The sequence below is a fragment of the Curtobacterium sp. MCBA15_007 genome (assembly GCF_001864905.1).
In the GTDB taxonomy this organism is placed as follows: domain Bacteria; phylum Actinomycetota; class Actinomycetes; order Actinomycetales; family Microbacteriaceae; genus Curtobacterium; species Curtobacterium poinsettiae.
Map to the genome: position 1 here is coordinate 1 of NZ_MJGM01000026.1, position 14,148 is coordinate 14,148.

General features: G+C 69.9%; 13 protein-coding genes. 8 read left to right on the forward strand and 5 right to left on the reverse strand.

Annotated features, from left to right (window positions below; translation table 11 throughout):
* Positions 1-166: 166 nt before the first annotated feature.
* Positions 167-1,222, reverse strand: a complete 1,056-nt coding sequence (gene trpD, locus BIU95_RS12250) for an anthranilate phosphoribosyltransferase (protein WP_031259819.1) — start codon at positions 1,220-1,222, stop codon at positions 167-169.
* Positions 1,223-1,292: 70 nt separating this feature from the next.
* Between trpD and BIU95_RS12255 the strand changes: the two genes are divergently transcribed.
* The 5 genes from BIU95_RS12255 to BIU95_RS12275 all read left to right on the forward strand — a co-directional run bounded on the left by BIU95_RS12255 (position 1,293) and on the right by BIU95_RS12275 (position 6,675).
* Complete coding sequence (locus tag BIU95_RS12255; RefSeq protein ID WP_031259820.1) at positions 1,293-1,931, forward strand: heme-copper oxidase subunit III; 639 nt, start codon at positions 1,293-1,295, stop codon at positions 1,929-1,931.
* A gap of 21 nt (positions 1,932-1,952) precedes the next feature.
* Complete coding sequence (locus BIU95_RS12260; RefSeq protein WP_042537210.1) at positions 1,953-2,762, forward strand: cytochrome c; 810 nt, start codon at positions 1,953-1,955, stop codon at positions 2,760-2,762.
* Positions 2,763-2,795: 33 nt separating this feature from the next.
* Positions 2,796-3,860 carry a ubiquinol-cytochrome c reductase iron-sulfur subunit gene (locus BIU95_RS12265; RefSeq protein ID WP_017887338.1) on the forward strand — a complete coding sequence of 355 codons (1,065 nt, stop codon included), beginning with the start codon at positions 2,796-2,798 and terminating at the stop codon, positions 3,858-3,860.
* Entirely contained in the window at positions 3,860-5,548 is a 1,689-nt protein-coding gene (locus BIU95_RS12270) for a ubiquinol-cytochrome c reductase cytochrome b subunit (RefSeq protein ID WP_017887339.1), read from the forward strand. Before BIU95_RS12265 ends, BIU95_RS12270 begins: the two co-directional genes overlap by 1 nt.
* 167 nt (positions 5,549-5,715) lie before the next feature.
* On the forward strand, positions 5,716-6,675 hold the full coding sequence (locus BIU95_RS12275) for a phosphodiesterase (protein ID WP_017887340.1): 960 nt from the start codon (positions 5,716-5,718) through the stop codon (positions 6,673-6,675).
* 495 nt (positions 6,676-7,170) lie between these two features.
* Here the strand turns inward: BIU95_RS12275 and BIU95_RS12280 are convergent, their stop codons facing one another.
* From BIU95_RS12280 to BIU95_RS12295, 4 genes are read right to left on the reverse strand one after another with little or no spacing between them, the layout of a single operon-like run.
* Positions 7,171-8,724, reverse strand: a complete 1,554-nt coding sequence (locus BIU95_RS12280; protein WP_017887341.1) for a stealth conserved region 3 domain-containing protein — start codon at positions 8,722-8,724, stop codon at positions 7,171-7,173.
* A gap of 49 nt (positions 8,725-8,773) precedes the next feature.
* Positions 8,774-9,157, reverse strand: coding sequence for a DUF6804 family protein (locus tag BIU95_RS12285; RefSeq protein WP_071251795.1), 384 nt, complete (start codon positions 9,155-9,157; stop codon positions 8,774-8,776).
* A 47-nt stretch (positions 9,158-9,204) separates the two neighbouring features.
* Positions 9,205-9,789, reverse strand: coding sequence for a GDSL-type esterase/lipase family protein (locus BIU95_RS12290; RefSeq protein ID WP_042537205.1), 585 nt, complete (start codon positions 9,787-9,789; stop codon positions 9,205-9,207).
* Positions 9,786-11,318 carry an SDR family oxidoreductase gene (locus tag BIU95_RS12295; protein ID WP_031259825.1) on the reverse strand — a complete coding sequence of 511 codons (1,533 nt, stop codon included), beginning with the start codon at positions 11,316-11,318 and terminating at the stop codon, positions 9,786-9,788. Before BIU95_RS12295 ends, BIU95_RS12290 begins: the two co-directional genes overlap by 4 nt.
* A gap of 43 nt (positions 11,319-11,361) precedes the next feature.
* On the opposite strand from BIU95_RS12295, the gene deoC reads away from it, so the two are divergent.
* The 3 genes from deoC to BIU95_RS12310 all read left to right on the forward strand — a co-directional run bounded on the left by deoC (position 11,362) and on the right by BIU95_RS12310 (position 13,955).
* Positions 11,362-12,093, forward strand: a complete 732-nt coding sequence (deoC, locus tag BIU95_RS12300) for a deoxyribose-phosphate aldolase (protein WP_082046801.1) — start codon at positions 11,362-11,364, stop codon at positions 12,091-12,093.
* A gap of 135 nt (positions 12,094-12,228) precedes the next feature.
* A complete protein-coding gene (locus BIU95_RS12305; protein ID WP_071251793.1) occupies positions 12,229-13,182 on the forward strand; it encodes an ROK family protein in 954 nt (317 codons plus the stop codon).
* Between the two features lie 191 nt (positions 13,183-13,373).
* Entirely contained in the window at positions 13,374-13,955 is a 582-nt protein-coding gene (locus BIU95_RS12310) for a hypothetical protein (RefSeq protein WP_071251794.1), read from the forward strand.
* Positions 13,956-14,148 lie beyond the last annotated feature (193 nt).

Genomic DNA, 14,148 nt, shown 5'->3' on the forward strand with positions numbered 1-14,148 from the left:
GGCACACCACGGCCCTCCGGCCCGGCGTGGGGTTGCCGGCACGGCACGGTGCGGGTTTGCGCACCGGGTGCAGCGGTGACCGCCGGGTGCGCGCTCGTGGCGCAGTACCGGGCCGTCAGGCTCGCACCGGCTGGCGCACCGCGCACGGTGCGCGGGGCGGCGTGGACTACGCGGCGGGAGCTGCGCCGACCCAATCAGCCAGTTTGCGCGCACCGGCGCCGGAGTCGATCGCCTCGGCGGCGACGACGAGCTGCTCGCGGAAGCGCTGCAGGATCGGGCGGTCGGCCTCGTTCGGGTCCTGTGCCAGTCGGAACGAGACGAGCCCGGCCGCGGCGTTCAGCAGGACGATGTCGCGGACGGGTCCGGTCTCCCCCGCCAGCAGTCGGTGGACGACGGCGGCGTTGTGCTCGGGGTCGCCACCGAGCAGGTCCTCCGTCCGGGCGCGGGCGATGCCGAGGTCCCGTGGGTCGAGGTCGTGTTCGGTCACACGGCCGCCGGTGACCTCCCAGATGTGGCTGTGCCCGGTGGTGGTCAGCTCGTCGAGTCCGTCGTCGCCGCGGAACACGAGTGCGGTCGCCCCGCGCGTCTGGAACACGCCCGTGATGATCGGCACGAGTTCGAGCTGAGCGACGCCGACGGCGTTGGCCTCGCACCGTGCGGGGTTGACGAGCGGACCGAGGAAGTTGAACACCGTCGGGACGCCGATCTCCCGCCGGACGGGGCCTGCGTGGGCGAAACCGGGGTGGAACGCGTTGGCGAAGGCGAAGGTCAGCCCGACACGCCGGAACGTGTCCGCGACACGCGCGGCGTCCATCGTGAGATCGAGTCCGAGGGCGGCGAGCACGTCGCTCGACCCGGACTTCGACGAGCTGGCCTTGTTGCCGTGCTTGACGACGGGGACCCCGGCAGCGGCGATCACGATCGCCGCCATCGTCGAGACGTTCACGGTGCCGACCACGTCGCCGCCGGTACCGACGATGTCGAGCGCCATCGGGTCGACGTCGAGCGGAACCGCGGCGTCGAGGATCGCGTCACGGAATCCGACGACCTCGTCGACGGTCTCGCCCTTCGCGCGGAGCGTCACGGCGAAGGCCGCGATCTGGGCCTGGGTGGCACGCCCGTGGACGATCTCCTCCATGGCCCATGTGGATTGCCTGATCGTCAGGTCCTCGCGCGCCATGAGCGCGCTGATCACTGCTGGCCAAGAAAGTGCGTCAGGCATGGATCGATCGTAGTGAATTCGAGAGACCCGCCAGTCTCCTGCGAAAACACTGTCGGGGGTTTCGGCCATAATGGAGGACGTGACTAGCACCTCTCTCTCCAGATCAGCCAGCGGTCCGGCCCTCAACAGGCCGAACGCCGTGGCCGTGGGGACGATCGTGTGGCTGGGCAGCGAGGTCATGTTCTTCGCCGGCCTGTTCGCGATCTACTTCACGCTCCGCAGCACGTCCCCTGAGCTCTGGGCGACCGAGACCACGAAGCTCGAGGTGCCCTTCGCCTCCGTGAACACGATCATCCTGGTGCTGTCCAGCTTCGCCTGCCAGTTCGCCGTGTTCGCCGCGGAGCGCTTCCAGGTGCACCGGACGAGCTGGAACCCGCGCCACTGGGGCATGACGGAGTGGTTCTTCGTCACCTACGCGATGGGTGCGATCTTCGTCTGCGGCCAGATCTTCGAATACGCCAACCTGTGGCACGAGGGCGTCACGCTCTCCTCCAGCGCGTACGGCTCGGCGTTCTACATGACCACCGGGTTCCACGGCCTCCACGTGACCGGTGGCCTCATCGCCTTCCTGCTGACGCTCGGCCGCGGCTTCGCCGCCAAGAACTTCGGCCACAAGGAAGCGACCACCGCCATCGTCGTGTCGTACTACTGGCACTTCGTCGACGTCGTGTGGATCTTCCTCTTCGCCGTCATCTACCTTCTCAAGTAGGAACTGGACACCCCCCAGCACATGTTCAACAGAACCAAGTCCAAGAAGGGCCGCCGCTCACCGATGGCGACCGTGTCGCTTATCGTCGTTGGTCTCATGACGACCGGTGGCGCGTACGCACTGTTCAGCTCCACGGCGAACGCCGACGACAGCACGAGCACCCTCGCCACCTCGAGCCAGTCGCAGGTGAACGAGGGCGAGAAGCTCTTCGCGTCGAACTGCGCCACCTGCCACGGTCTCTCCGCGCAGGGCACGAGCGAGGGTCCGTCCCTCATCGGTGTCGGCGCCGCGTCGGTCGACTTCCAGGTCGGCACCGGCCGCATGCCGATGGCCGCACAGGGTCCGCAGGCAGAAGAGAAGCCCGCGCAGTTCACGGACGAGCAGGTCGACGCGCTCGCGCAGTACGTCGCTTCCCTCGGCCCCGGCCCGTCGGTCCCGTCCACCGAACTCACCAACGGTGAGGACGGCGACGCCGCCGAAGGTGCCGAGCTGTTCCGCATCAACTGCGCCATGTGCCACAACGTGGCCGGCGCCGGCGGTGCCCTGACCGAGGGCAAGTACGCCCCGAACCTCGAGACGGTCTCCGGCAAGCACATCTACGAGGCCATGCTCACCGGCCCGCAGAACATGCCGGTCTTCAACGACCTGAACCTGACGCCGGAGCAGAAGGCCGACATCATCACGTACCTCAAGTACGTGCAGGACAACAAGTCCCCCGGTGGCTTCGCACTCGGCTCCCTGGGGCCGGTCGCCGAGGGTCTGTTCATCTGGATCTTCGGACTCGGGGCGGTCGTCGCGATGACCGTCTGGCTGACCGCGAAGTCCAACTGATCGTCCGTGTCGAACGACACTGAAGGGAACACCATGGCAGAGCACGACGACGAGACGCTGAACTCGTCCTCGGCTGTCGAGAAGCACGGCACGACCACCTCCCCCGGGATCGCGGTCCTCCCCGTCGACCCGTTCGAGAACCCGGGCGAGCCGCCGCACCGTCCGCGTCGCACCGACGTCGACCCGAAGAAGCAGCGTCTGGCCGAGCGCCAGGTCGCCGCCTACTTCTACCTGTCGATCGTCGGCAGCGTCCTGTCGATCGCCGCGTACATCGCCTTCCCGATCGATCCGAGCGACTTCGGGACGGTCCGCACCGCGAACCTCTTCCTTGGCCTGTCGATCGCCCTCGCGCTCCTCGCCCTCGGTCTCGGTGCCGTCTACTGGTCGAAGTCGCTCGTCGTCGACCGTGAGATCACGGAGCTCCGCCACGGCACCCGCGGCACCGACGAGACCCGCGCCAAGGCGGTCGAGGCGTTCCAGCTCGCCGACAAGGAGTCGGGCTTCAGCCGTCGCAAGCTGATCCGCAACTCGATGATCGGTGCTCTGGCCGCGTTCCCGCTCCCCGGCATCGTCCTGGTCCGCGACCTCGCTCCGGCCGAGGACCCGAACGAGCTGCTCCGTCACACCTTCTGGAAGCAGGGCCTGCGCCTGACGAAGGACCCGACGGGTCTTCCGATCAAGGCCTCCGACGTCACCATCGGTTCGGTGTTCCACGTCATCCCCGAGGGCATGCTCGAGTCCGAGCACATGCTCGAGGAGAAGGCGAAGGCCTCCGTCCTCCTGATGCGTCTCGACCCGAAGGACCTCAACCCGTCCAAGGGCCACGAGAACTGGGGCTACGACGGCATCGTCGCGTACTCCAAGATCTGCACCCACGTCGGGTGCCCTGTCGCGCTCTACGAACAGCAGACGCACCACCTGCTGTGCCCGTGCCACCAGTCCACCTTCGATGTCTCGAACAACTGCGAGGTCATCTTCGGTCCGGCAGCACGCCCCCTCCCCCAACTTCCTATCGCGATCGACGACGACGGCTACCTGGTTGCCCAGAGCGACTTCCACGAGCCGGTCGGACCGTCCTTCTGGGAGCGTGAACGCTGATGACCAGCACCACCACCACCGCACCGAACACGTCGACGAACAAGCCGGCACCGGAGCGCGGATCCCGCATCATCGGCGGGGTCTCGAACTACATCGACGAGCGCACCAGCATCTCGGGCCTCGTCAAGGAAGTCGGCCGGAAGATCTTCCCGGACCACTGGAGCTTCATGCTCGGCGAGGTGGCGCTGTACAGCTTCGTCGTCGTGCTGCTCTCCGGGACCTTCCTGACGTTCTTCTTCCAGGCGTCCATGACCGAGGTCATCTACAACGGCTCGTACGTCCCGCTCAAGGGTGTTGCGATGTCGACGGCGCTGCAGTCCACGCTCGACATCTCGTTCGACATCCGTGGCGGGCTCTTCGTCCGTCAGGTCCACCACTGGGCAGCCCTGCTGTTCGTGGCGTCGATCATGCTGCACATGGCCCGCGTGTTCTTCACCGGTGCCTTCCGCAAGCCGCGTGAGCTCAACTGGGTCTTCGGCTTCCTGCTCTGGGTCCTCGCCATGGCCGAGGGCTTCACCGGATACTCGCTCCCCGACGACCTGCTCTCCGGAAACGGCCTGCGGATCATCGTCGGCATGATCGAGGGTGTCCCGGTCATCGGCGTGTGGATCGCCTACCTGCTCTTCGGTGGCGAGTTCCCGGGGACCGACATCGTCGGCCGCCTGTACACGCTGCACATCCTGCTGCTGCCGGCGATCCTCGTCGCGGTGCTCGGTGTCCACCTCGTGCTCGTCGTGATCAACAAGCACACCCAGTTCGCCGGTCCGGGCAAGACCAACGAGAACGTCGTCGGCGTCCCGATCCTCCCGGCGTTCGCCGCGAAGGCCGGTGGCTTCTTCTTCATCGTCGCGGGCATCCTGGCCCTCATCGCGTCGCTGTTCACGATCAACCCGATCTGGAACTACGGCCCGTACGACCCCTCCCCGGTGTCCGCCGGTACCCAGCCCGACTGGTACATCGGCTTCGCCGACGGCGCGCTGCGTCTGGTGCCGCCGCACTGGGAGGTCGTGTGGTTCGGCTACACGGTGTCGTTCAACATCCTGGCGCCGATCGCGGTCCTGGTGCTGCTCATCCTGGCGATCCTGCTCTACCCCTTCATCGAGGCGTGGGTCACGGGCGACAAGCGTGAGCACCACATCCTCGATCGTCCGCGCAACGCCCCGACGCGCACCGCGTTCGGTGCCGCTGGCATCACGCTCTACGCGAGCCTCTGGGCAGCAGCCTCGTCGGACATCATCGCGACGCACTTCCTGGTGTCGATCGAACACGTGATCCATGTCATCCAGGCGACGACGGTCCTCGGTCCGTTCATCGCCTTCTGGATCACCAAGCGTGTCTGCCTCGCCCTCCAGAAGAAGGACCGCGAGATCGTCCTGCACGGGTACGAGTCGGGCCGCATCGTCCGACTCCCCCACGGTGAGTACATCGAGGTGCACGAGCAGCTCGACGAGTACGAGCGGTGGAAGCTCCTGCAGTTCAACGAGTACAAGCCGCTGATGATCCGCCCGAACGCCAAGGGCAAGATCACGGGTCTGCAGAAGGTCCGCGCCGGCGTCTCCCGCTTCTTCTTCGAGGACCGCATCGAGCCGGTCTCGAAGGCCGAGCTCGAGGCAGCGCACGCCGCGCACCACGGCCCGAACCTCGAGGGTGGCCACCAGGCTCCTCAGATCGGCGCCGGGGATCACTGATCCGAGGCACACGAAGCAACCCCCGTCACCAAGTGGCGGGGGTTTCTTCGTGCACAGGGCAACACGCCGCCCCCAGTTCACGGCTGGTTCACCGTCACGTGCTGGACTCGTCCAGGACGGTGTGGCAACGTGTTGCACCACGCATCCGCCAACGGAATGAGACCCCGATGGACAGCCGGACGGCCGAACACCCCAGGCCGAACCACTTCCTCCTCCACCTCAGCGACACGCACCTCGTATCCGGGGATCGTGATCTCTACGGCGATGTCGACTCCGCCGCGCGGCTCACGCAGATCGTCGCGGACATCGAAGCCTCGGGCACGCGTCCCGAAGCGATCGTCGTCACCGGCGACGTCGCCGACAAGGGCGAGCCGGGTGCGTACGCCCGCGTCCGCGCGATCCTGGAGCCGGCGGCCGAGCGCATCGGTGCGCAGGTGATCTGGGCGATGGGCAACCACGACGAGCGCGGCGCCTTCCGCCAGGAGCTCTTCGGCCTGCAGCCCACCGACCGCCCGGTCGACTTCGTGTACGACGTCAACGGTCTCCGTGTGATCACCCTCGACACGAGTGTGCCCGGTCACCACCACGGCGAGGTCTCCCCCGAGCAGCTCGACTGGCTCGCCGAGGTCCTGTCCGAGGCGGCACCGCACGGCACCATCCTGGCGATGCACCACCCGCCCGTGCCGAGCGTGCAGGACCTCACCGTCCTCGTCGAACTGCGCGACCAGCAGGCCCTGGCCGAGGTCGTCGAGGGCAGTGACGTCCTCGCCATCATCGCCGGGCACTTGCACTACTCGACCAGCGCCGTGTTCGCCGGCATCCCGGTGTCCGTCGCCAGTGCGACCTGCTACACGCAGGACCTCACGGAGTACCAGGGCGGCACCCGCGGCCGGGACGGCGCGCAGTCGTTCAACCTCGTGCACGTGTACGGCCACAACGTCGTCCACTCCGTCGTGCCGATCGGGCACTACGCCACCGTCGGGCAGCCCGTCTCCGCTCTCGAGACCGAGGCGAAGCTCGCGGCACACGGCGTGACGATCCCCGCAGCCGTGGAGCCCGCACCGGTCACCTCGAGCATCCCGGTCTTCACGCTCGACTCGGTGCCCGTCTCCCCCGTGCACCGGTAGCACTCCGCACTTCGCGTGCAGAAGAGGTCGGGTCCGTCACGCGGACCCGACCTCTTCTGCTCACCAAGCGTGGGCGCGCGTGGGCGCGCATGGGCGGTCACGACTCCCCGCGGGTGGTGCGTCCCGTGGTCACGTTCCGTCGTCTGGCGGCCCGGCAAGCGACGGTTCGTGACCGTTGGGCGGGCGGCCGACGGGGTCTCCTGACCGCGCGCGCACGCACGTCCGGACGGCACGCCGGACGGACTGGAGGCCCGTGGCGGGCGCGCCACGGGCCTCCAGGCTCGCGGGATGGTCGCGACCCACCGCACGTGGTGCGTCGCGTGGTCACGTTCCGTCGTCTGCCAACGGCGAGGCCGACGGCTTGTGACCAGTCGGCGCGCAGGTCGCGGGGTGTCGTGACCGGTCGGCGTGCGGCTGCGGCCGACACGCGTGGCCGGGTTTCGGCTCCGGGCTCGCAGGCTCGCCCGGAGCGCCCCAGCAGGCCGCCGGCGCGTCCTACGCGCTGGGGCGCTCCCACGGCGCGGGGAACGGGAAGTACCGCTCCAGAAAGTCCGTCACGCGCTGCGTGCGCTCCTCGTCGCTGACCTCCGGGAAGCTGCCGTCGTTGAGGCAGAAGAAGTCCACGTTCCGCTTCTTCAGCAGGTCGTCGAGGGCCTTGAGTCCGGAGACCATGGTCGTGTCGATGTACCCGACGGAGGAGTTCTCCTGGATGATCGCCCGGCCGGTGAGCAGCGAGTAGTAGTGGTAGAGCGAGTTCGTCACCGAGATGTTGTCGGCGGCGCGGAAGCGTGACGCTGCAGTGGCCGCGAACTCGTCGGCGAACTCGTGCTCCATCTCGGTCATGATCGACGCACGCAGGGGCGTCGGCGCGTGCTCGAGGTGGCGGGTCGTCACCGCGCCGAAGCGCTGCTGCAGGAGGCCGCGGTTGACCCGGGCGGAGTTCTCGAAGCCGCTGCGTGCCGGGTTGTTGGAACCGAGGCCGATCCGGGTCGACGCGAGGATGAACTTCGTGACCGACCCCGGGCTGTAGAACACCGAGGGGTCGACCAGCCGGCCGAAGAACATGTCGTCGTTCGAGTAGATGAAGTGCTCGCTGATGCCCGGGATGTGGTGCAGCTGCGACTCGACGGCCTGCGAGTTGTGCGTCGGCAGCACGGACGGGTCGGCGAAGAACTCCTCGCTGCGGACGATCCGGACCTTCGGGTGGTCGGCGAGCCAGTGCGGCGCAGGCGAGTCCGTGGCGATGTAGATCTGGCGGATCCACGGCGCGAAGGTGTGGACCGAGCGCAGCGCGTACTTCAGTTCGTCGATCTGGCGGAAGCGGGCGGGAGCGTCGTCGCCCTCGCCCAGGACAGCGTTCGACTGTGCGGCCTGGCGGGCGCGCTGGTACTCGATGGCGTTGCCGTCGACCCACGAGAAGACGATGTCGATCGGGAACCGGATGTCCGAGACGTGGTCGTCGAACATGTGCTCGACGGTGCGCCAGGTGCGGCCGTAGCGCTCGATGTCGACGAGGACGAACTCGTCGATCGGCAGGCTGCGACGCATCAGGGCGTTCTCGACGGGTGCGAGGACCTCGGTGTCGGTGACGCGCCAGAACTCGAGCTGGACGCTGGTCTCGGCGCCGTAGCGCAGGCGTCCGAGGGGCTCGAGGCGCGGGCGGAACACACGGAGCACGGGTTCCTCGACGGAGCCGAGTCCGTCGTCCTGCACGAGCACTGCCGGCTTGCCCGGGGGCTTCGCGTAGAACGGCTCGTTGACGGCGGCCGACATCACGGCGCTCTCGGCTCGCTGGCGGTCACGCTCGTCCAGCGCGATCACCGGACGCTGGTCGTTCCCGCGGATGAGCAGGTGGTCGACGTCAGCCGCGGTGAGCGCGTCGTCGAGGAACAGCAGGTCCTCGATCATCGACTGCTGCGGCGTGAGGTGTCCGTTGATCAGGGTCAGTCGTCCCTTGCGGACGACGACGTCGGATCGGTCGAGACCGCCGGAGGACGGTCGAGGGTTCAGCAGAGGACTCTCGGTCACCGGCTCGGTCTCGTCGTTCATCCATGCCCTTCGGGTCGTGCGGCCGGGTCCTGTACCCGACCTGCCGATCCTACCGTCCGTCGGTCTCGCGGGGCACCTTGACCACGATGCCCACCACGATGAACAGCGCGGCGGCCACCAGCTGCAGGCCCGCCCACACCTGCCCCGGGATCGGCACCGTGACGAGCGGGTTCCAGCAGACCGCGACCGCGGCCATGAGCAGCGCGGCCCACCAGACCTTCCCCCGCACCGTGAAGACGAGCACGATCAACGCGAGGACGGTGACGCCCCAGCGGGCGAAGACGAACCCCGACGAGTCCACGATGGCGACGCACGCCAGGAGCACGATCGCAGCGATCAACCCGGGCGCCAGCGCCGGCCGGGTGAACGGCGGCGTCTCGCGTGCGCGGGCGGCCGGTGCGGCGGCGGCGGGTCGCGAGGATCCCGCGGGCACGCCGTGTTGCGACGACCCCACCGGGGGCCGCCCCTTGCGTGCGGCCATCAGTCCGAGTCGCCGTCGATGGTGATCGCCTGGATCGACCGCGACATCGGCGGCAGCTCACGGACCCGCTCGAGGGCCGGCACGAGTTCACCGACGAACGCGCGGTAGCCGTCCTCGGTCAGGTGCAGGCCGTCCTCGGTGAAGCGGGCGTCCAGGTGGTCGCCGTCTGCCAGGGCGGGCCAGGCGTCGAGGTACTGGGCGTGGCAGGTGGCGACGAACTGGCGCAGGTGCCGGTTCGCCTGCTCGATCTTCGCGGCGTACTCGGCCTGCCGCGGCAGGATCGAGACGAGCAGCAGGCGGACACCCGGCAGTTCACGGCGGAGCGTGACGAGCGCGGTCTCGACGTTGCGGACCACGTGCTCGGCGCTGGCGCGGTGGCCGCCGAAGTCGTTCGTGCCGATGAGCAGCACGATCACCTCGGGCTGCTCGGCGACGACGGCGTCGAGGCGCGTCAGCACGCCGTCGGTCGTGTCGCCACCGATGCCCTGGTTCAGCGTGTGCTCGTCGGGGAGCCAGGTGTCCCAGTCGCCCTGTTCGGTGATGCTGTCCCCCAGGAAGAGGACGGGGCTGCGGTCGTCGGTCATGCTGCCTCCTCGTGCGCCGGCTCGGGGGTCCCGGTCTGCTGCGTCCGGTTGCGCTGCGTGGACTCGGTCTGGTCGGACTCCCGCTCGGCGGCGGCGGTGATGCGCTCGACCATACCGGGGAAGATGATGCCGTGGAACGGCAGGATGCCGTACCAGTACAGGCGTCCGGCGAGTCCCTGCGGGAAGTAGATCGCCCGCTGGCGGTAGTCGCTGCCGCCTTCGGGGTTCGGCGTGACGGTCATCTCGAGCCACGCGCGGCCCGGCGACTTGAACTCGGCACGGAGCCGCAGGTACCGGCCGCGCTCGAGCCGTTCGACGCGCCACCAGTCGAGCGCGTCGCCCTGCTCGAGGCGCTGTTGGTCGCGACGGCCACGGTTCAGTCCGACGCCACCGGCGATCTTGTCCATCCAGCCGCGGGCGACCCAGGCGAGCGGGAACGAGTACCAGCCGTTGTCGCCACCGATCGACTCGACGACACGCCAGACGTCCGCGGCGGAGGCACTCGAGTGCCGCTTCCGGTCGTCGACGTAGACGGTGTGCCCGGCCCAGTCGGGGTCGTTCGGCATCGGGTCGGCGGAGGCGCTGGAGAGCGTCGCGCTCCGCCAGCTGGTCTGCACCTGGCCGGTGCGCATCTTGTTGAGCGCGAGGCGGACGGCCCGACGGTACGAGGTGAGCCCGCCCTCGGGCTTCGGTACGACGTCGTCGATGTCGTGCTCGCGCTGGACGCACTCGAACTGCAGCGACTCGATGATGGGCGTCGCGAGCTTGCGCGGGATCGGGGTGACGACGTTGAACCAGTGCGCGGCGAGCCGCGGGGTGAGCACCGGCAGCACGGTGATCGGGCGCTGCGGCAGCTTCGCCTCGACCGCGTAGCCGTTCAGCATCTGGCCGTACCGCAGGACGTCGGGGCCACCGATGTCGAAGGTGCGGTTGACGTCGGCGGGGACGTCCAGGGCGGCCACCAGGTAGTAGAGGACGTCGCGCACCGCGATCGGCTGGATGCGGTTGCGGACCCAGCGCGGCGCAGGCATCCACGGCAGGACGTCGGTGAGGTGCCGGATCATCTCGAACGAGGTGCTGCCCGAGCCGATCACGACGCCGGCCTGGTACGCCACGGTGGGCACACCGGAGCCGAGGAGGATCTCCCCCACCTCCTTGCGGCTGCGGAGGTGCTTGGACAGCTCGCCGTCGGGGTGCAGCCCGCCCAGGTAGACGAACCGGCTGACCCCCGCCGTCTTCGCCTCGTGCGCCATGGTCTCGGCGGCCTCGTGTTCGGCCGACTCGAAGTCGCCGTCGGCGCCCATCGCGTGGGCCAGGTAGTAGACCGCCTCGACCCCGTCGACGGCGGCGCGGACCGCGTCGGCGTCCTGGAGGTCGCCTTCCGCGACGTCCACGTCGCTGCTCCACGGGACGTCCTGGAGCTTCCGGGGGTTGCGCACGAACACCCGGACGGAGTGGCCGGCTTCGAGGAGACGAGGGACGAGACGACCACCGATGTACCCGGTGGCGCCGGTGACGAGGACCTGCATGCCCTGCACGCTACGCGGCACGCCTGACGGGTAGGCTTGCCGGGTGGACAACGCAGCCTTCCCCGTCACCGCCGATGCCGTCCGCGGCCTCATCGACCACGCGATCCTGAAGCCCGAACTCACCCGCGCGGACGTCGACGCCCAGCTCGACGAAGCCGCCGCCCACCGCGTCTTCAGCGTCTGTGTCCGTCCGAGCGACGTCGCGCACGCCGTCGAGCGCCTGACGGGCACCGGCGTCGGTGTCGGCACCGTGATCGGGTTCCCGCACGGCACCACGTCGACCGCGGCGAAGGTCGCCGAGTCGCTGCAGGCCCTGGCCGACGGCGCCTTCGAGCTGGACATGGTGCAGAACATCGGCGCCGCGAAGTCGGGCGACTGGCAGCGCGTCGAGCAGGACGTCCGCGCGGTCGTCGACGCCGCCGGGGACACCGTCGTCAAGGTGATCCTCGAGACCGCCTTCCTGACCGACGACGAGATCGTCGCTGCCTCGCGTGCGGCGCAGACCGCCGGTGCCGCGTTCGTGAAGACCTCGACCGGGTTCGCCGGCGGCGGCGCGACGGCCGAGCACATCGCCCTGATGCGCCGCACGGTCGGTGCCGACACCGGCGTGAAGGCCTCCGGCGGCGTCCGCGGCCTCGACACCCTGCTCGAGATGGTCGAGGCGGGCGCGAATCGCATCGGCACGAGCGCCTCGGCCCGCATCCTCGACGAGGTCGCGCACCGCGCCGAGACGGGCGCCGCGTCGGCGCTCGGCGACGACACGACGTCCTACTGAGCGGACACGGCTGAGCCCACCCGGCTGAGTCCATCCCACCCAGCCCGACCCACCACGACCAGGCCGGCGCCCACCGGACGCGACGACGCGTCGGTGACGCGCACCGGGCCTCCAGACCGCCGCATCGGAGCGCGCATGTCCAGCACCGCACCCCAGTCCCCCGCCCTCGCCCTGGCCGTCGACCTCGGCGGCACGAAGGTCGAGGCCGCGCTCGTCACCGACCAGGGGGTCGTGCTGCCCGCGACGCGGTTCCGCAGCCCCACGGGGCCGCAGCGCACCTCGGACGAGCTGCAGGCCGCCGTCGACGAGGTCGTCACGGCCGCGCTCGGCGCACTGCCCGCGGACACGACGCTCGTCGGCGTCGGCGTCGGCTCCGCCGGCCCGGTCGACGAGGAACACGGTCTGGTCTCGCCGCTCAACATGCCCGTGTGGCGGGGCCACCCGCTGCGCGACCGGATCGCGGCCCTCGTGCCGGAGAACGTGCCGGTGACGCTCCGCATGGACGGCCTGGCGATCACGCTCGCCGAGCACTGGGTCGGGGCTGCCCAGGGCTCCGACCACGTGATGGGCATGATCGTCTCCACCGGTGTCGGCGGCGGGCTCATCCTGCACGGCCGCACGGTCAGCGGCCCGACGGGGAACGCCGGGCACATCGGCCACGTCGAGTGCGGCGGCTACGACGACCCCTGCGCCTGCGGCGGGACCGGCTGCCTCGAGGCGATCGCCAGCGGCCCCAAGACCGTGGCCTGGGCTCGTCGGCAGGGCTTCGCGGGCACCACCGGCGAAGAGCTCTCGGCCGCGTACGCCGCCGGCGACGAGATCGCGGTCGCCGCGGTCAAGCGCAGCGGCCGTGCCCTGGGCCAGGCCATCGCCGCCGCCACCAGCCTGGTCGACCTCGAGGTCGTCGCGATCGGTGGCGGGTTCTCGCACGTCACGCCCGACCTGTTCGAGTACGCCCGGCAGGCCGTGGCGGAGCGTGTCGAGTTCGGCTTCGTCACGAAGGTGCGGATCGTGCCGACGGGACTGTCGCAGGACGGCCCGCTCATCGGCGCCGCGGCGCTCGTCCACCGCGCCGACGTCCTGCGCTGAGCGCGCACGCGGCGTCGCGGCCTCCCGGTCGGGCCGCCGTCAGGTGGCAGCGTCGTCGACGTGCTTCGCGCTCTCGACGTGACCGGTGACCGCCTGGAGGCGCGGTGCGGGCCCGCCACGGGCCTCCCGGCCGGTCCGGGCCTTGTCCACAGGCCTGTCGGTCGCGACCGCAGGTCGGGCAGGATGTGCGGGTGCCCCGCCCGCGACTGCTGACCAGTGATGACTGGCCGGAACCCGAACTGCGCGCGGCGGTCCTGGCCGGCGAACTGGTTGCCATCGGGCCGTGCTGGGCCTCCCCCGCCGAACCGCAGACGCCGTCGTTGCGTGCCGCCGCGGCTGGCTGGGTGCTGCGCGACGCACGCTTGATCGCCTGCACGCTGACCGCCGCGTGGATCTGGGGTGCGGTGTCCCGTCCGCCGGCGCCGCTCGAGGCGTGCATCCCGCCGCAGGTCCGCGTGCACGTCGGCCCGGAGGTGCGCCTGCGCGAGGTCCGGATCGACGTCGACGACACCGTCGTCCTGGCGCGGCTCCGGGTCGCACTGCCGACGCGGACCGCGATCGACCTGCTGCGGATGCCGGGGCCGACTGCGGGTGCGTTCGGCGCCGCTGAAGCGTCGGCCGTCCACGGGTTGCTCGCGATCGGAGCGGTCAGCGCCGCCGAGCTGCGGACACGCCTGACGGCTCTTGGCACGATCCCCATGGTGCGACAGGCCGAGCGGCGGTTGCGTGCGGTGCAGGACGGTGCCGGGGGTGCTGGGGGTGCTGTCCGGTAGTGCTTGTGGGTGGGGTCGTCGGTGGCGGGTGCAGGTGGTCAGGACACTCCGCTCACGTCCGCCGAGTGGTCACGGACTGTCGGTTGGCCGGGCCGCAGTCGACGGTTCGTGACCGGTGGACGGTGCCCGCGCGACGAGTCGTGACCGGCGACGGGCGGGAGGCGCTGGTCGGGGCTGCCGCGGGCCTCCGGTC